Raw genomic sequence first — 19891 nt, 5'->3', positions numbered from 1 at the left:
CGCCTCACAGCCTGTTCTAAAGCCTTGCGTGTCTACACAACAGACTTTGATACACAGTCTCTAAAGGGAACGCCATCAAGACTTGTCAGCAAAGCTGAATACATTCCGACACGCTTAAACGAGGCGTGTCAGGCTATAATCAGCGACAGTCATAGCCGAACATGAGAAAAATGCGACTTTTCAAGCGCAAAGCCGTAGTCAAAAACAGCCAGACCCCGTTGCCGCCGCAGCTGGCCTCGCTGCTGCGCGAGGCGTGGTGGTTGCTGATGGCCGTATTGGCCGTCTACCTGGTGCTGGTGCTGGCAAGCTACTCCCCGCAAGACCCCTCCTGGTCCCATAGCTCCTCAGATCCCACCGTGCGCAATTACGGCGGCGCTTTCGGCGCTTGGCTGTCCGATATGTTGCTCTACGTATTCGGCTTGTCGGCCTGGTGGCTGGTGGTGTTCTGCCTGGTGGCCATCGCCTGGGGCTATCAGCGCATGGAAACACTGGGCTTCAAGCTCAACCCCATCACCGTCGCCGCCATCGGCGGCTTTCTGCTGCTGCTGTTTTCCAGCGCCAGCATAGAGGCCATCATCCTGGCGGAAAAAGCGCTCAATCTGCCCCTGTCCGCCGGTGGCATGCTGGGGCATTTCATCGGCCTCGGCATCGCCCACGGCCTGGGCCTGTCTGGCGCCTACCTCTTGCTCAGCGTGCTCGCCGCCATCGGTTTTTCCCTGTTCACAGGCCTGTCTTGGCTCGACATCATGGAGCGGCTGGGCGGCGCGCTGGAAGACGGCACCTTGAAACTGTGGCACAACTGGCAGGCGCGCAAAGATCGCGAAATCGGCAAAGAGATCGCGCAAAAGCGCGAAGCCAAGATCACCACCGAGAAAAAGAAGAACGAGGAGAAAATCCCGCTGCGGATCGAGCCTCCAGTGCTGGACGTGCCGCTGTCCACCAAGGCCCAAAAGCCAGTGCAGCAATCCTTGTTCGCCGACCCCAAGGACGGCGCGCTGCCCGGCCTGACACTGCTGGAAGCGCCCAAGGAACAACAGGAACCGGTGTCGCAGGACACGGTGGAATACACTTCGCGGCTGATCGAACGCAAGCTGGCCGATTTCGGGGTCGACGTCAAAGTGGTGGCGGCCTATCCCGGCCCGGTGATTACTCGCTACGAGGTGGAACCGGCGGTGGGCGTAAAGGGCGCTCAGGTCGTCAATTTGATGAAGGATCTGGCGCGCGCGCTGTCACTGGTTTCCATCCGGGTGGTGGAAACCATTCCCGGCAAAACCTATATGGGCCTGGAACTCCCCAACCCCAAACGCCAGATCGTGCGCCTCTCGGAAATCGTCGGCTCCGACGGCTACCAGAACATGGCTTCCAAGCTGACCATGGCCTTGGGCAAGGACATCGCCGGACAACCCGTGTCCGCCGACCTCGCCAAGATGCCGCACGTGCTGGTGGCCGGCACCACCGGCTCCGGCAAATCAGTGGCCATCAACGCGATGATCTTGTCCCTGCTGTACAAGTCCACGCCCAAGGAAGTGCGGCTGATCATGGTCGACCCCAAAATGCTGGAGCTGTCGATCTATGAAGGCATTCCTCACCTGCTGGCCCCGGTGGTCACCGACATGAAACAAGCCGCCAACGCGCTGAACTGGTGCGTGGCGGAGATGGAACGCCGCTACAAACTGATGTCCAAGCTGGGCGTGCGCAACCTGGCCGGGTTCAACCAAAAGATCAAGGACGCGGACAAGGCCGGCGAAAAGATCCCCAACCCCTTCAGCCTGAGCCCGGAAACCCCGGAGCCGCTGGACACCCTGCCTTTGATCGTGGTGGTGATAGACGAGCTGGCCGATCTAATGATGGTGGCCGGCAAGAAGATAGAAGAACTGATCGCGCGCTTGGCGCAAAAGGCCCGCGCCGCCGGCATCCACCTGATCCTGGCCACTCAGCGGCCGTCCGTGGACGTAATCACCGGCCTGATCAAGGCCAATATCCCGACGCGAATCGCCTTCCAAGTATCCAGCAAGATAGACAGCCGCACCATTCTGGATCAGATGGGCGCGGAAACCCTGCTCGGTCAAGGCGATATGCTCTATCTGCCGCCGGGCACCGGTTATCCGGTCCGGGTCCATGGCGCCTTCGTCGCCGACGAAGAAGTCCACCATGTGGTGGAGTTCCTGAAAAGCACCGGCGGCCCGGACTATGTGGAAGGCATTCTCACCGGCCAGAGCGACAGCGAAGACGGTTCGCCCTCCGGCCTTGACGGCGAGGCGAACGGCGAAGCCGACCCGCTTTACGACGAAGCCGTCGCCATTGTGCTCAAGACGCGCAAGGCGTCGATCTCCTCTGTGCAGCGCCATCTGCGCATAGGCTACAACCGCGCCGCGCGACTGATTGAGCAGATGGAATCCGCCGGCCTGGTTTCGGCGATGGAAAGCAACGGCAACCGCGCAGTGCTGGCGCCGTCCCGCGAAGACTAAGAACAGTTTACGATCTCGCGAGCTGAGGCGAGACAAGGTGAAAACCGCTGAGAAAGCGGAGTGTGCACACGGTACATGAGCATTCCGGATGGCGCACTCACCGAGCCTCGTTTCACGACGCGCGGCAGATCGCAAACAGGTCTTAAGATCACCCGGCCGCTGCCCCCCCTAAAAACCCAACCGGGCGCAACGCCGCCCGGCACCAACCAAGAGGTCACGCATGGCGGATTTCAAGCCCGAACCCCCTTTTCGCCACGATTACACGCCCAAAACCGGTGTGCTGCTGATGAATCTGGGCACGCCGCAAGCCCCCACCGCCAAGGCTCTGCGCCCCTACCTGAAAGAGTTTCTTTCCGACCGCCGCGTGATCGAAATCCCGCGCGCGCTCTGGTGGCTGATCCTCAACGGCGTCATCCTGAACACCCGCCCCGCCCAATCCGCCAAAAAATACGCGGCAATCTGGGAGAAGGACGGTTCGCCGCTTTATACCCACACCCGCAAGCAGGCTGCGTTAATCAAAGGCCAGTTGGGTGAAATGGGGCTGCGCGACTTAGTCGTGGATTTCGCCATGCGCTACGGCGAACCCTCGGTGGAAAACGTGATCGCCCGCATGCGAGAACAAGGCGTGGAACGTCTGCTGGTGGTGCCTTTGTATCCTCAATACGCGGCCTCCTCCAGCGCCACTGCGCTGGATCAGGTATTCCGCTCCCTGATGAAACTGCGCAATATGCCGGAGCTGCGCACCGTTCGTCATTTTCACGACGATCCCGGCTATATCCGCGCGCTGGCGGAACAAGTGCGCTCGCATTGGCGCCAACATGGCCGCGGCGGCAAATTGGTGATGAGCTTTCACGGCGTCCCCCAGTTCACCCGCGACAAAGGCGACCCTTATCACTGTGAATGCCAGAAAACCGGCCGCTTATTGGCGGAAGAATTGGGCTTGTCGCAACAGGAATACCAGGTGTGCTTCCAAAGCCGATTCGGTCGCGCGGAATGGCTGCAGCCTTATACCAGCGAAGTATTGACTCAACTAGGCAAGGACAAGACCGGCAAGCTGGATATTCTCTGCCCCGGCTTTATCGCCGACTGCCTGGAAACGCTGGAGGAAATCGCGATGGAAGGCAAGGAAACCTTCCTCAGCCACGGGGGCGGCGAATATCGATACATTTCGTGTTTGAACGAAAACCCGCAATGGATTCTCGCAATCTCGACTATGATCAAAAAGAATCTGTCGGGATGGTGCGAAGCGCCGGAGGAAAACGCCCTGCTGCGCCAGCAGCGAGCCCAGACGTTGGGCGCCAAGGCCTGAAACAAGACTGCCGGCAAAAATCCGAACAAGTCTTTTAAATTCAAAAACTTGAAATACAAGAAACGCCCCCTGGCAATTATTCCAGGGGGCGTTTGCGCTTTAGACACACCATTGGCGAAGAAGTTTACAAATAGTTGCATCCCTCCCCGGTTTTGACATTGACACTCGCGCAAACAGCTACCCATAATCAAACGCAACCAACGGTCATTTCACCAAAATGCCGTTGGCCACAAAGAGATGACTAGAGTCTACAGAATAGAGAATCAGGGGATACATCACATGAACAAATATGTCCGCCTCAGCGTCATTGCCGCTGCCGCCATGACCCTGGCCGCCTGCGGCAAGCAGGAGCAACCAGCCGCCAATCAGGCGGCTTCGGCCCCGGCTCAAGCCGCTGGCGACGGCGCCGTCGTCAAGATCGGCCAGGTATCGCCGATGTCCGGTCCCATTTCCCATTTGGGCAAGGACAACGAGTACGGCGCCAAACTGGCCATCGCCGATCTGAACGCCACCGGCGTGGAGATCGGCGGGAAGAAGCTCAAATTCGAACTGGTGTCGGAAGACGACCAAGGCGACCCGAAAATCGGCACCCAAGTGGCGCAGCGCCTGGTTGACGCCGGCGTCGCCGGCGTGGTGGGGCACTTGAACTCCGGCACCACCATCCCCGCGTCCAAGATTTACTCCGACGCGGGCATTCCTCAGATCTCCCCCTCCGCCACCAACCCGGACTACACTAAGCAAGGCTTCAAGACCACCTTCCGCGTGATCGCCAACGACGTGCAGCAAGGCCGCGCGTTGGGCGAATTCGCCGCCACCGGGCTGAAGGCGAAGAAGATCGCCATCATTGACGACCGCACGGCTTACGGCCAAGGCCTCGCCGATCAGTTCGAGGCAGCGGTCAAGGGCAAGGGCGCCGAAGTGGTGAAACGCGAGTTCACCACCAACACCGCCACCGACTTCAACGCCATCCTGACCTCGATCAAGGCCAGCAAGCCGGACCTGATTTTCTACGGCGGCATGGACGCGCAAGCCGGCCCCTTGGCCAAGCAGATGCAGCGCCTGGGCCTCAAGGCCAAACTGATGGGCGGCGACGGATGGCAGACGCCGGAATTCATCAAACTGGCCGGCGAGGCCTCCGACGGGCAATACGCGTCCAGCTGCGGCGTGCCGCGCGACAAGATGCCCGGCTTCGCGGCGTTCAACGATAAGTTCAAGAAGCAGTTCAACACCGAGGTGCAGATCTACGCGCCGTATGAATACGACGCGGTAATGGTGCTGGTGGACGCGATGAAGCGCGCCAAATCCACCGACCCCAAGACCTATCTGCCCGAAGTGGGCAAGACCGGCTACACCGGCGTGACCGGCAAGATCGCCTTTGACGACAAGGGCGATATCAAGAACGGCGCGGTCACCGTGTATCAGGTCAAGGGCGGCAAGTGGGAAGTGGTGTCCACCGTCGGCGGCGAAGCCGCCGCCGCGCCGGCCGCCAGCGCCGCTCAGTAAGCGCTGCCGAACCCGCTTGACTCAAAAAGAGGTGCTCCGCGCCTCTTTTTCTTTGCCCGCCGCCAACGACAATGGCGCCCGCAGGCGCCATTGGGAACGGACAAACCGCGCTCAGTCGCGGAACTGCGCCGCGTGGCCGGTCAGGATGGCCATGCCGGCCTTTTGGATATCCTCGGAGATCAGCATCGCCGCGTTCCAGCTCGCCACATAATTAAGGCCGTCCGCCACCGAATGGTCGCGGCTGTAGTTAAGCACTTCCTTGCAGCCGCGCATCGCCAGCGGCGACTTGCCGGCGATCAGCCGCGCCGACTCCAGCGCCGCTTCCAGCACCGCGGCCGCATCCGGCAGCACGCGGTTGACCAGACGCATCGCCAGCGCCTCTTCCGCGGCCACGTCACGGCCGGTCAACGCCAGTTCGCGCGCCATGCCCTCGCCCACCACGCGGGGCAACCGCTGTAGCGCCCCCACGTCCGCCACCATGCCCACGTCGATCTCCCGCACCGAGAACACCGCGTCCGCGGCGGCGAAGCGGAAATCCGCGGCCAGCGCGATATCCAGGCCGCCCCCGACGCAAGCGCCGTGCACCGCCGCGATCACCGGCTTGCGGCAATGTTCCAGGCTATTGACGCAGTCCTGCAGCTCCAGAATCAGCCTACGCAGCTTTTCGCGCTTGCGCGCCTCGCAATCGTCGGCGATCTCCGCCTGCACGCCCATCAGCATGCCCAGATCGATGCCGGAACAGAAATGCCTGCCCTCACCGGCCAGCACGCCCACGCGCGCCTCGGGAGTGTCGTCCAGCCACTCGAAAGCGGTGCGCAAATCCCGCCACATTTGCCGGTTCAGGGCATTGGCCTTATCCGCGCGGTTAAGACGAATCAGCGCCACATGTTCGTTCAGTTCGATCCGCATCGTTTCCAGATTGATCATGCCGCCGCTCCTTGTTCCGGGCGCTTCTTGGGAATCCACGCCCACAGCATTTCGCATTCGATCGGCGATTCGCCGGATTCGTCGGTGACAAGCACCGGCACCAGCACCTCGCCCTTTTCCGTGTCGTGCATCAGTTGGATCTGTTCCGCGTTCAGGCTGGCCACCGCACGCATATCGCCTTGCGAGCGACGCACGTAGTTGACCTTCATCGACTTAAGCAGCATCAGCTTGTCGTCCGGCATGTTCATGCCAACGACAAAGCCGGTTGAAGTCTCCGCCAGCAAGGCCATCGCCGCGGCGTGCACGCCGCGAATGTGGTTCTGCACCTTCTTGCGGTTGCGGATGGACACCGTCAAACGCTGATGGCCCACTTCCTCGAAACGCAGGCCGGCCGTGGATAGAAACGGCACGATCTTGCCGAACATCATACTCAATACGGTGCTGCGCATTCCCGCCGGCAACTTGCCCACTTTGTCGGCAATACGGCTCATGCTGTTTTTCTTGTACTCCATGTAGCGCCCCTCTGTTGTTGTCGTGATTCCGGCACTCAATGCCCGTCCAGCCCCAGCACCGAGCGCACCTGCTGCTTGATGGTCTCCAGCGCTTGCTGGTCGATGCGCGCCAGTTGCAGCGCGCCTTGCAAGGCGGAAAACAACATCATGCCAATTGCTTCCGGCGTGCCGGCGTAACGCATCTGACCGCAGGCCGCCCCCCGCCGGGTGATGTCCACCGCCCATAGCCGCATCTCGTCGATGAAGGCCGCCGCCTCTTGCTGCATGTCTTCCGGCAGCGTCAGGAACTCCGTGCTGAGAATGCCGCTGGGACAGATCTGCCGATGCTGCAGGTAATAGCTGTCGCTCAAGCCGAAGTAGGCCTCCAGCTGCGCCTGGGGATCCAGCTCCGCCTGCTGGTCGATGAAGCGTTGGAAACGCCGGCGGTAACGCTGGATCAAGGCCACGCCCAGATCGCTTTTCTTGGGAAAGTGATAATGAATGGCGGCATTGCGCACGCCCAGCTCCGAGCTGATGTGCTGGTAGCTGAAAGCGTTGAAGCCCCGGCTGAGCAGCAACTGCTCGGCGATGTCCAGAATGCGCTTGCGGGTGTCGGTCTTGGGATCGGAGCTTTGAGTCATGCGAAGCACTCTACTTACTGGTCAGTAAGGTGTCAATTGCGTGATTTTGCAAGCAAAGCTGGAAACTGAATCAATCGTCCCCATCTCTAAATCCCAATGCCGATTCCACGCGCCTCGAAGCAGGCGCTCGCGCCACGCCGGAAAATCCAGCCGCTTGCGCCTACCATTAAGGTCGTAGGCCGGAGTCGCGCCCCCCACCACTCACTTTCATCCAAACCAGCACCCTAGATGAGCGAAAACATTCAGTCCCCCAGCCTGGAACAGGCCTTGCGCCAGATCAGCCAAGCGCCGGCCCAGCTCGACGCCCTGTCCGCCCTGCTGCAGTGCCTACGCCCCGACGACGCCGGCAAACCGCAACAAGCGGTGGTCAATCTGCAAGCGCTGTCCTATCTGCTGGAGCACCATTCCGATTACCGCGCGGCCTTGCGCAAGGCCTTGCTGCAATTGCTGACCGAAACCCGGCAGATTCCGCTGTATACCGAATGCGGCATCCTGGCCAACGAAGGTTTCGGCTCCACCTTGCTGCGCCGCGTCGGCGAGCGCATCCTGCCCATGCCTTATAAGGCGGATTCGCTGCAAGACCGCTTCAGCCGGCTGTTCAGCTGGAAACAAGACTACATTTGGCTGGCGGCCATCCCCAACGCCACCTGGCACGCGCTGTGGCGGGCGATGGCCTGGCAGGAGAACGACAACGCCGATGGCTGGCAGCAGACCCGGCTGCAATTGTTGGAGTCGGTGCAAGTGCTGTCGGCCCAGATCACCGCCATCGGCCTGGAGCCGGAACTGGTGCGCATCAATCCGGACATCGAGCGCTTCGAATCCCCTTTTCTCAACCTGAACGCCGAGGTTCAGCGCTATGTCGACGGCTACCGCCGCGACCTGGTGGAGGGCCTGCCGCGCGCCGAGGACGACAAGCACGTGCTGGTGCTGCTGGACCAGTGTGAAAGCATTCTCAACAAGGTGCGCAAGAATGCGCGGCGCTTCGGCATCTCGGTCAACCTCACCTACCACGGCCTGCGGCTGGCGCAGAGCATCGCCCGCATCCGCGCGCTGCTGGCGATACTGGACCCAGAACACGACCCAGCCGCAGAGCCGCATTTGTTCCAGCTCATCGTGACCTTCGCGCGCGCGGAGAACCGCAAATACAGCCTGCGCGATCTGTTCAAGTCCAATGTGGAGCTGCTGGCGCTGCAAGTCACCGAGCACGCCGGCCGCCACGGCGAGCACTATATCGCCGAGAGCCGCCAGGAGTGGTCAACCATGGCCAAGGCGGCGATGGGCGCCGGCCTGATCGTCGGCTTCATGGCGCTGATCAAGCTGATGCTCAGCCGCGGCCATTTGCCCCCGCTGTGGGAAGGCATCGCCTTCGGCCTCAATTACGCCATAGGCTTCATCATCGTGCAGATCCTGCACCTCACCATTGCCACCAAGCAGCCGGCGATGACCGCCGCCCGCATCGCCGCGGTGCTGCATGAAAACCACGGCCAGAAGAAGCAGCTGGAAGACCTGGCCGACTTGGTGGTCAAAGTGATGCGCACTCAGTTCGTCGCCATCCTCGGCAACGTGTTGCTGGCCATCCCCACCGCCGGCCTGATCGCCTTCGCCTGGCAAGCCGCCTTTGGCGCGCCGGTGGTGAACGTGGCCAAGGCGCAAAGCCTGCTGCACGATATCGACCCCATTCACAGCCTAGCGCTGCCGCACGCCGCCATTGCCGGCGTCTTCCTGTTTCTGTCCGGCCTGATCGCCGGCTACTACGACAACAAGGCGATCTACCGCCGCATCCCGGAACGCATCGCCTCCCACGCCGGCCTGAAGCGGTTGCTGGGCGAGCACCGCGCCTGGAAGCTGGGCAGCTATATCGAGCACAATCTAGGCGCGCTGGCAGGCAACTTTTATTTTGGCATGTTCCTGGGCCTGACCGGCACCATAGGCTTCATCCTCGGCCTGCCCATCGACATCCGCCACATCACCTTTTCCGCCGCAAACCTGGCCTTCGCCACCGTGGCGCAGGACTTCCAATTGCCCTTGGCCACCGTGCTGCTGGGCTGCGCCGGCGTGGCGCTGATCGGCCTGACCAACCTGGCGGTCAGCTTCTCGCTGGCGCTGTGGGTGGCGCTGCGCTCGCGCAAGCTGTCCGGCAGCCTGCTGTGGCCGCTGGTGCCCATGCTGTTCAAACGCTTCCTCAACGCGCCGCTGTCCTTCTTCCTGCCGCCCAAGAGCCCTCCGCCGGAAGACGGGGGCGAAACCGGCGAAGCCGCCGAACTCAAGAACGGTTCGTGACGGCTCGAGCCGCGGCGACGTCAACCCGCCGCCGCGGCCCGCGTTATGACGGAAACCACCCCGCCGGCTCATTCACGCGCGCCGCGCTAAAGTCCGGATGGGAATGGTCGATAAGGTTTCATCAACGCGCAGCGCGCCGCCTTCTACAATGGAAGTTGCGGCGCTAGCTCGCGCCGGCCTGGCAGCCGGAGGCTCAACCGTGACGGACGCATTACGACAATAAAACTCTTGAATCTCTAGCATTGCAGCGCGCCCATGGCAGCGGATCGCGCGGGGAGAAGTCGTCATGGCATCCATTACCACCAGCGTTGGGCCGCTGGACGTTCAAAGCATCGTCAGCCAACTGATGTCGATTGAGTCCCGGCCGCTGGCCCAAAGCCAAAGCCGGGTCAGCAACTATCAGTCCCAGCTCAGCTCCATCGGTCAGATCAGCTCGGCGCTGTCCGCCTTGCAGACCTCGGTCACCGCCATGGCCTCGGGCAGTTTCCTGCAACAATTCCAGGTCACCTCCACCGACAACACCATCGCCACCGCCAGTGCCACCTCCGGCGGCGTGGCCGGCAATTACGCGCTTAACGTCACCCAACTGGCACAGCCGCGGCAACTGGTGTTCGACCAAACATCCGGCGGACAAGCCATCACCGACCAGAACGCGGCGCTGGCCGGCGCCCCCAGCGCACTGAGCTTCACCGTCAACGGCACCACCAGCACGGTGCAATTGGGCCAGAACGGCTCCACCATCTCGCTCTCCTCAATCGCCGACAACATCAACAGCGCCGGCATCGGCGTCAACGCATCGGTGGTGCAGTACAACAACCATTACTCGCTGGTGCTGGCCTCCTCGCAATCCGGCCCCGCCAACGCCTTCAGCATTTCCGCCGGCGGCAGCGATAGCGGCGGCACCTCGGGCAACACCCTGGCCGGCCTGGGCCAGAGCAGCGCGGCCGCCAGCGAATCCGCGGCCGCTCAGGACGCGTTGCTGACCGTCAACGGCGTCAACGTGTCCAGCAGCAGCAACACCCTGAGCAATGTGATCAACGGCGCCTCCGTCAACCTCAACAAACTGGGCCAGGTAACACTGAACATGAGCCAGAACACCGCCAATGTCACCTCGACGCTACAAAGCTTCGTCAGCGCTTACAATCAGGTGATAAGCGCCAGCAATTCCGCGCTGGGCGGCAGCATGAAGAACAATAGCGATGTGATCGGCCTGCAAGAGCAATTAGCCGGCCTGCTCAGCACCCCGGTGCCAGGCGTCAACGCCACCTCCTCTTACGCTTACCTGGCCCAGGTCGGCATCACCCAGCAGGCGGACGGCACGCTGAAACTGGACTCCACAGCCTTCACCTCCGCGCTAAAAGCCGACCCCGGCGCCGTGGCCAATCTGTTTGGCAATGCCAAGAACAACGGCTACGCCAATACCTTCAATACCGCCATCAATAACCTGCTGGGGCCCAACGGCATGATCACCACCGAACAAGGCGACATCAACACCAAGATCAGCGACGAGAACAATCTCCAGTCCCAGCTCAACAACCAGTTGGCCAATGAGAAAAGCTCGCTCCTGCACCAGTACACCTCGCTGAACAGCGAACTGTCCGCCATGCAGCAGTCCACTTCCAGCCTGGCCAATCTGCTTGCCTAAGGACCTGTTCATAGTCTGCTGCGCTTCAGCGATACGGCGTTAAAAACAAGCTCAAAACGCTCAAGTACCACTTGTGCATTCCGCTTTCTCAGCCGTTTTCGCCTTGTCTCGCTCTAGCTCGCGAGATCGCAAATAGGCTCTATGAGCCTGTTCAAAGTGCACCACGACGGCGGCGCTCAGCATCGTCGCCGCGTTTGCCGTATACTGGCGCAACTCACGCAGCCTAGCGCTGTCGAACCTCGTTTGCACCAGCCCTTACCGGCCCCGGACTCAATGACTGCCCGCATTCAATACTCTCGTCGCCAACTACTCCAGATGGGCGCGCTCAGCGCCGGCCTTGGCCTCTTGCAAGGATGTCGCACCATGGTTGACCAATCGCTTCCCGCGCCGGCCGCCGCCGGCAGCAGCCTCTACTTCACCGCCTGCTCCGGCCCGCTGCCGGACGCGCGCCAAAAACAGCAAGCCGTGGAGCGGCTGCGCTTGGCCGGTTACCAGCTTGAAAACGTCCAGGCCTTGGACCGCCGCTACCAGCGCTTCGCCGGCAGCGACGCGCAAAGGCTGGGCGACCTCAATCAGCTGATCTCGCGCCGCCGCGCGCCGCAGTTGCTGGTGGCCGGCCGTGGCGGCTACGGCGCCACGCGGCTGCTGCCTCATATCGACTACGGCCGGCTCTGCCCGCTGCTGCGTGAATCCGGCAGCCAACTGATCGGCTACAGCGACTTCACCGCCATCCAGCTGGCCTTGCTGGCCAAGGGCGGCCTGGGCAGCTTCGCCGGCCCCATGGTCAGCGACTTTGGAGCCAAGCAGCTCAGCGCCTTCACGCTGAATGAGTTCTTGACCACCACCACCACGCCCAACCGCCAACTGCGCGTCGACACGCCGCAACGCCACAACGCCAGCGGCGAAGGCATTTTCTGGGGCGGCAACCTCAGCGTGCTCAGCAGCCTGGTCGGCACCCCCTACCTGCCGGAGATCAAAGGCGGTCTGCTGTTCCTGGAGGATGTCGCCGAACAGCCCTACCGCATTGAGCGCATGCTGCAGCAATTGCATCTCGCCGGCGTACTGGCTAAACAACGCGCCATTTTCATCGGCGATTTCAATATGAACCGCCAAGTCGACATTTACGACCCCGGCTACACCCTGGACGCGGTATTGGAAGAAATCCGCCGTCTGACCGGCGTTCCGGTGCTGACAGGCATTCCTTTTGGTCATGTCCACGACAAGACCACGCTGCCTCTGGGCTTCCCCGCCCGCTTCAGCGCGGACGGCGGCGGCCTGACGCTGCAGTTCTTCGACTACCCGGTGACACCGGCAAATCCGCAGCAAAAAGAACTACTTAGTACCGCCTCGCCGCTCTAGCGCGCACTCGGCCGCCGCCGCACCCGCGCGGCGCGCCTTGACGCTCCGGCAAGACTAGGGCAAGTTTTTTGACTTGCCCGCCATTCTTCGCCAGGAGTCCCGCATGTCCCTTCGTTCCCCGCTGTTGACCGGCGCGCCGCTCATTGTCGGACTGTTGGCCGCCGCGCCGCTCAGCGCCGCCGAGCACGGCTATCAAACCCCGCCCGCGGAGCTGCAAGCGCTAGTGGACGCGCCGCGCCCTCCCTTGCAAAGCCTAGGGCCCAAACGCCGGAACTTGCTGCAAATCCATCGCCCCGGCCTGCCCGGCATCGCCGACGTCGCTCAGCCTGAACTCAAACTGGCCGGCTTGCGCCTGAATCCCTCGATGCGCGCCGCCAGCCGTTTCGACTTTGGCAACACGCTGACCCTGCTGGACGTGAAACAAGGCCGTGCCCGCACGGTACGCGGCCTCCCGGCCGGCGCCCGCATCGCAGATACCGCTTGGTCCGCCGACGAAAGCCGAGTGGCCTTCAGCTTGTGGGGCGTCAAGGGCGTGGAGCTGTGGCTGCTGGATGTCGCCGACGCCCGCGCCCGCCGGCTGGGCGATTTCCACCTCAACGCCGCCACCGGCTCCGGCTTCGCCTGGTTCGGCGAACAATTGCTGATCAAGCGCGTGCCCGCGAAGCAAGGCCCCGCGCCGCAGCAACCCCAAGCGCCCAGCGGCCCCAACATCCAGCAAAGCGAAGGCGGCATCCTCTCTCAAACCCGGACCTACCCCGATCTGCTCAAGACCCCGTACGACGCCGACTTGCTCGACTATCAACTACAAAGCCAGTTGGCGCTGGTCGGCCTGGACGGCAAGCTCAGTACGATCGGTCAACCGGACCGCTATCTCAGCGTCAGCGGCTCTCCCAATCGCCAATACCTGCTGGCCACCCGCCTGCAGCGCCCCTACTCCGGCCTGGTGCCGATATCCCGCTTCCCTAAACGCATCGATGTACTGGACCGGCATGGCCGTATTGCGCACACCGTGACTCAGCGGCCGCTGCTGGAACGCATGCCGTCCGGCAATGACGCGGTGGAGGCTGGTCCGCGCGAAATCGCCTGGCGCGCCGACGCTCCAGCCTCTCTGTTTTGGGTTGAGGCGCTGGACGGAGGCGACCCCGGCCGCGCAGCAACCGAACGCGACGCGCTCTATTTGCAAGCCGCGCCGTTTCAACAAGCCCCGCGGCTGCTGCTGCGGCTAGCCAGCCGCTTTGCCGACGTCCGCTGGGGCCGCGGCGACCTGGCTCTGGTGCGCGAGCACTGGTGGAAAACCCGTGAACTGAAAGTCTGGCGCGCGCGCCCGGATCAGGATGTCGCGCCGGAGTTGTTGAGCAGCCGCAAATCGGAAGACCGCTACAGCGACCCAGGCGAGGCGGCCATGGTCAGCAACGCTAACGGCCAATCCGTGCTGCAAACCACGCCAGACGGCAAGTCCGTCTATCTGCTGGGCGAAGGCGCCGGCCCCGACGGCGACCGCCCCTTCGTCGACCGCTACGCTCTAGCCGATAAACGCGCCACGCGGCTATGGCAATCGCAAGCGCCCTGGTTTGAACAGCCGGCCGCACTGCTGGACGACGCCGGCCAAGAGCTTCTGCTTAGCCGCGAATCCGTCGACCAGCCGCCCAATCTCTACCGTCTGACGCTGGGGCACGCCGCCGAACCGCTTGCCCTAACGCATATGCCGCACCCAACACCACAGCTGAAAAACGTCTCCAAAAAGCAGCTGCGCTACCAACGCGCCGATGGAGTGAAGCTGACCGCCACCCTCTACCTGCCGCCCGACTACGAGGCCAAACGCGATGGCCCGCTGCCGCTGCTGATGTGGGCCTATCCCACCGAGTTCAAAACCGCCGCCGCAGCCAGCCAGGTGACGGAGTCCCCTTACCGTTTCAACCGCGTCAGCTATTGGGGGCCGCTGGCCATGCTGGCGCGCGGCTACGCAGTGATGGACGACCCAGGCATGCCCATCGTCGGCGAAGGCGACAAAGAGCCGAACGACAGCTACCTGCCGCAACTGAAAATGAACGCCCAGGCCGCCGTGGACGAAGTGGTTCGACTGGGCGTGGCCGACCCGGCCCGCATCGCCGTCGGCGGCCATTCCTACGGCGCCTTCATGACCGCCAACCTGCTGGCTCACACCCGGCTGTTCCATGCCGGCATCGCCCGCTCCGGCGCCTACAATCGCACGCTGACACCCTTTGGCTTCCAATCGGAGGAACGCAATTTCTGGCAGGCCAAAGAGATCTACCAAGCCATGTCGCCGTTTAACTTCGCCAATCAGATCAAAGACCCGCTCTTGCTGATTCATGGCGAGATGGACAATAACCCCGGCACCTTCCCGCTACAGAGCGAACGGCTGTATCAAGCGCTGCAGGGGCTAGGCGCCACAGCGCGGCTGGTCACCCTGCCGGCGGAGAGCCACGGCTACCGCGCGCGCGAATCCATACTGCACATGCTGTGGGAACAGGACCGCTGGCTGGAGCGATACCTGGGCCGCGCCGGCACCGCGCGGAGGCCATCCTAAGTACCCGGTTCAAAGTCTCGGAACGGGACATGGCGAAAACCGCAGAAAAGGCGAAATGCACATGGGGTACATGCGCATTTCGCAAGGAGCACTCGCCGCGCCACGTCTTACGATGCGCCGCGGACTTCAAGCCGCCAACAAAACCTCGCGGAGAACCTGAGCCTAGGCGCGCGGACGCAGGCAACGACAAAGAGGCGCAAGGGAGGATCAGATGTTTGCTTAGCGGGTCCTAGAACCTGTTTACGATCTGCTGCGCATCAGCGATACGGCGTTGAAAACCGCTTCAGAATGCTCATGCACCACTGCACACTCCGCTTCTTCGGCCATTCGCCTTGTCTCGCCTTAGCTCGCGAGATCGTAAACAGACGCTTAGAACAGGTTCTAAGCGACCAGGCCGCGCGCGGCTTGCGCGGCCATCGCCAACCCAACCAGCAACATCAAACCGGCAGATAGATAGGGCGCGCGCCGCGCCCATTCGCCCAGCCCGCCAAAGCGGGCGCTCGCCTGACGCACGCCCCAGGCCGCCAACACCCCAACGCTGACCAGCGCCAAGGCCAGACCCAGGCTGAACGCAGCCACCATGGTAGCCCCCAGGGAAAAGTGCTTCAGGTGCAGGCATAGCAGCAAAATAGTCACCGAGGCCGGGCACGGTATCAAGCCCCCAGTCAGGCCAAACAACGCAATCTGAGCGTTGCCTACCTCCTTGCCCGCAAAGCGCCGCTGAATCTGTTCCGCGTGCGCGCGTTCGTGCGCGTCTTGATAAACGGGCAGCGCCGCCGACGCGCGACGCGCTCGTTGTGTCGACCCCGCGCCCTCCGCCCGACGGTAGGGCCCGGCGCGCTCGGCGCCGCCCATTGCCTCCAGCTGCAAAGGGTAGCGATGAGCGTGACCGCCGTGACTCAAGAGCAAAGCGCTTACAAGCGCTCCAGCGGGCAAACACGGGCTGAGCAGATACTCCCCCTCAGTTTCAAAACCTAGCACTCCTTGCTCTTCGCCGCGCCGCCAAGCCAGCGACAAGCCACGTCCATCAGGCTTCAGCCGTCGCAAACCGGTGTCGTACTGGTACAAGGCCACGCGCAGCCCCTCCTCCCGCACGGGCAGCGCCTCCATCAAGCCATGGCCGGTGTTTATCATGCGGCCGCCCTGAGGCGGCTTCAGCATGGCCCGAGCGGCTAGATTGTCTCGCCAAGTACGCCATAGCATCCAGGCTGCCACCACCATGACCACGACAGCCGAAAACAGCATCAGATAAGGCTCCGCCTGCTCGGCAATCAACTGATTCCCGTACTTGAGCGCCAGCGCAGCCAGCAGCCAAACGATCAGCGAGCGCACAGGCCAAGCAGCACGGCCTGGCCGATGCTGCCGCGGATAGCAATGATGAAAGAAGCCATCATGGTCTTGGAATGCCCGGGCTCCAGCCCGTGCAACGCCCCCAGCAGGATGGCGGAAGGAATGAACAACCAGAGATTAATACTTCCTTGTTGAATCAGCTCGGCGATTGGCGGCATCTTCAGCCTTCTTTTACAATACGTTCATGCCGGCCTCCCCGCTCTCGGAGGGACAAACCGGCGACACCGCAGCAAAGCTGCGCCCATATACTATACCCCAGTATATTATCAACAATAAGGGACGTCCACTCGCATGCCGCATACAGTGAAAGACAAGAAGAAGTTATTGACCCGCGTCCGGCGCATCAAAGGCCAGGCGGAAGCGTTGGAACGCGCACTGGAACAGGAAGTTGATTGCTCGGCAATTTTGCAACAAATCGCCGCAGTACGCGGCGCTGTCAATGGACTGATGATGGAAGTGATCGAGGGCCATCTGCGCGAGCACCTGGGCCCGGAGGCTGTCGACCCCGCACAGCGCGGCAAAGACTTGGAACAGGTGACGAGTGTGCTGCGCTCCTACCTGAAATAAGAGCCCCTAAGAGCCTGTTCAAAGTCTCGCGAGCAAGGGCGAGACAAGGCGAAAATGAGCGAAAAAGCGGAATGGTCACGTGGTACATGAGCATTTTGAGCTTGTACTCACGGTACAACGCTCCACGAAGCGCGGCAGACTTTGAACAGGTTCTAAGCGCGCAAAAAAATAGGGAGGGCTAAGCCCTCCCACCAAGTCTTGTAGCCAGGAGTGTTACAAGAAATCCTGCGCCGCCGGCCGTTGGCCGGCGCGCGAATAACAATCTCGCTTACTTCCAGTTCTGCGGAAGCTTGTAGCCCGCGTATTTCTGCTTGGCGAAAGCCTTGAACTCCGGCGAGTTGTAAGCCGCCACCACGTCCTTGGCCCAGGGCTTGCTCAAGTCAGCCGTGCGCACCGCGCCCCAGTTGACATAGGCGTAGCTCTTCTCCTGATAGACCGCCTCGGTCAGCTTAATGCCGGAGCTGGTGGCGTAGTTGCCGTTGATCACCGAGAAGTCCACATCACTGCGCGAACGCGGCAATTGTGCGGCCTCCAGCGGAATAATCTTGATCTTCTTCACATTGACGGCGATGTCGCGCTCGGAAGCGGTCAAGGGGTTGATGCCCGGCTTCAGCTTGACCCAGCCCAGATCGGCCAGCATCACCAGTGCGCGGGCAAAGTTGGACGGATCATTGGGGGCGGCCACGGTGGAACCCACTTTGACGTCTTTCAGCGCCTTGATCTTGCCAGCGTAAATGCCCAGCGGCGCGGTCGGCACTTGGAAAGCCTCTTTCAGGCTCAATTTGTGCTCTTTGACAAAGTTGTCCAGATAGGGCTTGTGCTGGAACACATTCACATCCAGCGCGCCTTCCTGCAAAGCCAGGTTCGGGCGGACATAGTCGGTGAACTCCACCAGCTTGACCTTGTAGCCCTGCTTTTCCAGAATCGGTTTGATCGACTGCTTGACCATGTCGCCGAAATCGCCGACGGTAGTGCCAATCACGATGTCCTTCTTGGCCGGGTCCGCCGCCAGCGCCGCGCCCGCCGCCGCCAATCCCAATACCGAAGCCGCCACTGCCTTGATCACGAATCTACGCATTTTTTTCTCCTGCTTTGTCCATTGATAGGTAAAAGGTCCACCATGCCGGCGCCAAGCGCCGGCGAATGTCAACGTTTGTCGAGCTTGGCCGCCAGCCGGTTGCCCAGCAGTTGGATGATCTGTACCAGCACCACCAGCATCAGCACCATGGCCACCATCACATCGGTCTGATAACGGTAGTAGCCATAGCGGATGGCCAAGTCGCCAATGCCGCCGCCGCCCACCACCCCCGCCACCGCGGTATAGCTCAGGAAGCTGATGGTGAGGATGGTCAGACTGGAAATCAGGCCGGAGCGCGCCTCGTTGAGCAGCACCTTGCAAATGATCTGCAGCGGGCTGGCGCCCATCGCTTCGGCCGCCTCCACCACTCCGCGAGGAATCTCGCGCAGCGTCTGCTCGACCAGACGACCAAAATACGGAATCGCGGCGAAGGCCAGCGGCACCGAAGCCGCCACCGGACCAATGGTGCTGCCCACCAGCGCCCGCGTCAGCGGCACCAACGACACCATCAGAATGATGAAGGGGAAGGAACGCACCAGGTTCACCACCCAGCCCAACACGCCGTTCAACGCGCGGTTGGCGAACTGCTGGCCCGGCTGGGTCAGGTAGAGCACGATGCCCAGCGGGCCGCCCAGCAAGACGGCCGCGCTCAGGCCTATGCCCAGCATCACCAGCGTTTCCTGGAAGGCCTGCCAGATTTCCGGCCCCATGCTCGCCAGGTTTTGCAATGCTTCGTTCAGGGTTGCGGCATCCATTACGCGGCCTCCAGCAGCGAGCGCGCCAGATCGGAATCCGCCGCCACTTCGTTATCCGACACATCCACCACTTCCACCACTCGGCCGGCGTCCAAAGCCGCCGCGCGATGGCAGATCGCCCGCACCACGCCCATCTCATGAGTGACGATGACGATAGTGACGCCAAAGCGTTGATTAATGTCTTTCAGGCACTCCAACACGGCTTGAGTGGTTTTCGGGTCCAGCGCCGATGTGGGCTCATCGGCCAGAATCACCTTGGGGCTGGGTGCCAGGGCGCGGGCAATGCCGACGCGCTGCTTCTGACCGCCGGACAATTGGGCCGGGTAGTGGTTGGCGCGGTCCAGCAAACCCACCACTTCCAGACATTCGTTGACGCGCTTGTCTATGTCCGTCTTAGCCCAGCCCGCCACTTCCAGCGGGAAGGCGACATTGCCGGCCACGGTGCGGTTGGCCATCAAATTGAACTGCTGGAACACCATGCCGATATTCTGGCGCGCGCGGCGCAAAGCCTTGGCGGACAAGCTGGTCAGGTCTTCGCCATCGACGATGACCGCGCCGTGGTCCGGACGCTCCAGCAAATTGATCAGGCGCAGCAAAGTGGACTTGCCGGCGCCGGAAAAGCCGATCAGTCCGAAGACTTCGCCCGGACGAATGGTAAGAGAGGTGTCCGTGACCGCGTCGAACCAGCCACCCTCGGGATGACGGAAACGCTTACGAACATTTTGCAGATGAATCATTCCAAACACTCCAAAAACACAAGGCCCGCCAATGAGCTTGGCGGGCCTTGCATGGGAATCTTCGGAATCACTGCTGAATCGAGATTACTGTAAGCAGATGCTGGTTTGTTTCCTGGGTCTGCTTACCCACGCTTTAGCTGTTTTACGCCCGCAAGCTGTGTTCAAATCGGCGACTAAATTTGTTTATGATTGAACATCTTTTTTCGTTTTCAGTCAATAGCCCCGCCCCAAAA

The 19891-nt window shown here is 61.8% G+C and carries 16 protein-coding genes; 8 read left to right on the top strand and 8 right to left on the bottom strand.

Going from position 1 to position 19891, the window contains the following annotated elements:
* The first annotated feature begins 170 nt into the window (after positions 1-170).
* From BR71_RS21265 to BR71_RS21255, 3 genes are all read left to right on the top strand, one after another.
* Complete coding sequence (locus BR71_RS21265; RefSeq protein ID WP_052370969.1) at positions 171-2468, top strand: DNA translocase FtsK; 2298 nt, start codon at positions 171-173, stop codon at positions 2466-2468.
* A gap of 220 nt (positions 2469-2688) precedes the next feature.
* Positions 2689-3777, top strand: a complete 1089-nt coding sequence (hemH, locus tag BR71_RS21260) for a ferrochelatase (RefSeq protein ID WP_043641844.1) — start codon at positions 2689-2691, stop codon at positions 3775-3777.
* 279 nt (positions 3778-4056) lie between these two features.
* The gene (locus BR71_RS21255) at positions 4057-5280 is read left to right on the top strand and encodes a branched-chain amino acid ABC transporter substrate-binding protein (RefSeq protein WP_043641842.1); all 1224 of its coding nucleotides are present in this window, start codon (positions 4057-4059) and stop codon (positions 5278-5280) included.
* A gap of 111 nt (positions 5281-5391) precedes the next feature.
* Here the strand turns inward: BR71_RS21255 and BR71_RS21250 are convergent, their stop codons facing one another.
* The 3 genes from BR71_RS21250 to BR71_RS21240 are packed head-to-tail and all read right to left on the bottom strand — an operon-like array spanning position 5392 to position 7339.
* The gene (locus tag BR71_RS21250; protein WP_043641839.1) at positions 5392-6207 is read right to left on the bottom strand and encodes a crotonase/enoyl-CoA hydratase family protein; all 816 of its coding nucleotides are present in this window, start codon (positions 6205-6207) and stop codon (positions 5392-5394) included.
* Positions 6204-6698 (bottom strand): DUF4442 domain-containing protein, encoded by a 495-nt coding sequence (locus tag BR71_RS21245; RefSeq protein ID WP_227108215.1) that lies wholly within the window; start codon positions 6696-6698, stop codon positions 6204-6206. Before BR71_RS21245 ends, BR71_RS21250 begins: the two co-directional genes overlap by 4 nt.
* A gap of 56 nt (positions 6699-6754) precedes the next feature.
* On the bottom strand, positions 6755-7339 hold the full coding sequence (locus tag BR71_RS21240; RefSeq protein ID WP_043641834.1) for a TetR/AcrR family transcriptional regulator: 585 nt from the start codon (positions 7337-7339) through the stop codon (positions 6755-6757).
* 228 nt (positions 7340-7567) lie between these two features.
* On the opposite strand from BR71_RS21240, the gene BR71_RS21235 reads away from it, so the two are divergent.
* The 4 genes from BR71_RS21235 (at position 7568) to BR71_RS21220 (ending at position 15171) form a co-directional block, all read left to right on the top strand.
* A complete protein-coding gene (locus tag BR71_RS21235) occupies positions 7568-9619 on the top strand; it encodes a site-specific recombinase (RefSeq protein WP_143330169.1) in 2052 nt (683 codons plus the stop codon).
* 286 nt (positions 9620-9905) lie between these two features.
* Positions 9906-11264, top strand: a complete 1359-nt coding sequence (gene fliD / locus BR71_RS21230) for a flagellar filament capping protein FliD (RefSeq protein WP_043641832.1) — start codon at positions 9906-9908, stop codon at positions 11262-11264.
* A 363-nt stretch (positions 11265-11627) separates the two neighbouring features.
* The gene (locus BR71_RS21225; RefSeq protein ID WP_231138199.1) at positions 11628-12623 is read left to right on the top strand and encodes an LD-carboxypeptidase; all 996 of its coding nucleotides are present in this window, start codon (positions 11628-11630) and stop codon (positions 12621-12623) included.
* Between the two features lie 103 nt (positions 12624-12726).
* The gene (locus BR71_RS21220) at positions 12727-15171 is read left to right on the top strand and encodes an alpha/beta hydrolase family protein (RefSeq protein WP_043641829.1); all 2445 of its coding nucleotides are present in this window, start codon (positions 12727-12729) and stop codon (positions 15169-15171) included.
* A 381-nt stretch (positions 15172-15552) separates the two neighbouring features.
* Here the strand turns inward: BR71_RS21220 and BR71_RS25050 are convergent, their stop codons facing one another.
* Positions 15553-16503 carry a HoxN/HupN/NixA family nickel/cobalt transporter gene (locus tag BR71_RS25050; protein WP_052370966.1) on the bottom strand — a complete coding sequence of 317 codons (951 nt, stop codon included), beginning with the start codon at positions 16501-16503 and terminating at the stop codon, positions 15553-15555.
* On the bottom strand, positions 16491-16679 hold the full coding sequence (locus BR71_RS25045) for a HoxN/HupN/NixA family nickel/cobalt transporter (RefSeq protein ID WP_052370964.1): 189 nt from the start codon (positions 16677-16679) through the stop codon (positions 16491-16493). The genes BR71_RS25050 and BR71_RS25045 overlap by 13 nt, the downstream gene beginning before the upstream one ends.
* Positions 16680-16812: 133 nt before the next feature.
* Here BR71_RS25045 and BR71_RS21210 point away from each other — a divergent pair, with 133 nt between their 5' ends.
* Positions 16813-17088 carry a metal/formaldehyde-sensitive transcriptional repressor gene (locus BR71_RS21210; protein WP_019101411.1) on the top strand — a complete coding sequence of 92 codons (276 nt, stop codon included), beginning with the start codon at positions 16813-16815 and terminating at the stop codon, positions 17086-17088.
* 268 nt (positions 17089-17356) lie between these two features.
* On the opposite strand, the gene BR71_RS21205 is transcribed toward BR71_RS21210, so the two are convergent.
* The 3 genes from BR71_RS21205 to BR71_RS21195 form a co-directional block, all read right to left on the bottom strand.
* Positions 17357-18166 carry a MetQ/NlpA family ABC transporter substrate-binding protein gene (locus BR71_RS21205; protein WP_019101410.1) on the bottom strand — a complete coding sequence of 270 codons (810 nt, stop codon included), beginning with the start codon at positions 18164-18166 and terminating at the stop codon, positions 17357-17359.
* 68 nt (positions 18167-18234) lie between these two features.
* Positions 18235-18921 (bottom strand): methionine ABC transporter permease, encoded by a 687-nt coding sequence (locus BR71_RS21200; RefSeq protein WP_043641827.1) that lies wholly within the window; start codon positions 18919-18921, stop codon positions 18235-18237.
* Complete coding sequence (locus tag BR71_RS21195; RefSeq protein ID WP_052052234.1) at positions 18921-19658, bottom strand: methionine ABC transporter ATP-binding protein; 738 nt, start codon at positions 19656-19658, stop codon at positions 18921-18923. Before BR71_RS21195 ends, BR71_RS21200 begins: the two co-directional genes overlap by 1 nt.
* Positions 19659-19891: the final 233 nt, after the last annotated feature.

Source organism: Chromobacterium haemolyticum DSM 19808 (genome assembly GCF_000711885.1).
Taxonomy (GTDB): domain Bacteria; phylum Pseudomonadota; class Gammaproteobacteria; order Burkholderiales; family Chromobacteriaceae; genus Chromobacterium; species Chromobacterium haemolyticum.
This window is presented reverse-complemented; position numbering and strand designations above follow the sequence as displayed.

What these genes read in the sequence shown, in the direction of transcription:
- BR71_RS21265 (WP_052370969.1), top strand. Translation starts at nt 171, where the DNA reads ATGCGACTTTTCAAGCGCAAAGCCGTAGTCAAAAACAGCCAGACCCCG.
- hemH (WP_043641844.1), top strand. Translation starts at nt 2,689, where the DNA reads ATGGCGGATTTCAAGCCCGAACCCCCTTTTCGCCACGATTACACGCCC.
- BR71_RS21255 (WP_043641842.1), top strand. Translation starts at nt 4,057, where the DNA reads ATGAACAAATATGTCCGCCTCAGCGTCATTGCCGCTGCCGCCATGACC.
- BR71_RS21250 (WP_043641839.1), bottom strand. Translation starts at nt 6,207, where the DNA reads ATGATCAATCTGGAAACGATGCGGATCGAACTGAACGAACATGTGGCG.
- BR71_RS21245 (WP_227108215.1), bottom strand. Translation starts at nt 6,698, where the DNA reads ATGAGCCGTATTGCCGACAAAGTGGGCAAGTTGCCGGCGGGAATGCGC.
- BR71_RS21240 (WP_043641834.1), bottom strand. Translation starts at nt 7,339, where the DNA reads ATGACTCAAAGCTCCGATCCCAAGACCGACACCCGCAAGCGCATTCTG.
- BR71_RS21235 (WP_143330169.1), top strand. Translation starts at nt 7,568, where the DNA reads ATGAGCGAAAACATTCAGTCCCCCAGCCTGGAACAGGCCTTGCGCCAG.
- fliD (WP_043641832.1), top strand. Translation starts at nt 9,906, where the DNA reads ATGGCATCCATTACCACCAGCGTTGGGCCGCTGGACGTTCAAAGCATC.
- BR71_RS21225 (WP_231138199.1), top strand. Translation starts at nt 11,628, where the DNA reads ATGGTTGACCAATCGCTTCCCGCGCCGGCCGCCGCCGGCAGCAGCCTC.
- BR71_RS21220 (WP_043641829.1), top strand. Translation starts at nt 12,727, where the DNA reads ATGTCCCTTCGTTCCCCGCTGTTGACCGGCGCGCCGCTCATTGTCGGA.
- BR71_RS25045 (WP_052370964.1), bottom strand. Translation starts at nt 16,679, where the DNA reads ATGCCGCCAATCGCCGAGCTGATTCAACAAGGAAGTATTAATCTCTGG.
- BR71_RS21210 (WP_019101411.1), top strand. Translation starts at nt 16,813, where the DNA reads ATGCCGCATACAGTGAAAGACAAGAAGAAGTTATTGACCCGCGTCCGG.
- BR71_RS21205 (WP_019101410.1), bottom strand. Translation starts at nt 18,166, where the DNA reads ATGCGTAGATTCGTGATCAAGGCAGTGGCGGCTTCGGTATTGGGATTG.
- BR71_RS21200 (WP_043641827.1), bottom strand. Translation starts at nt 18,921, where the DNA reads ATGGATGCCGCAACCCTGAACGAAGCATTGCAAAACCTGGCGAGCATG.
- BR71_RS21195 (WP_052052234.1), bottom strand. Translation starts at nt 19,658, where the DNA reads ATGATTCATCTGCAAAATGTTCGTAAGCGTTTCCGTCATCCCGAGGGT.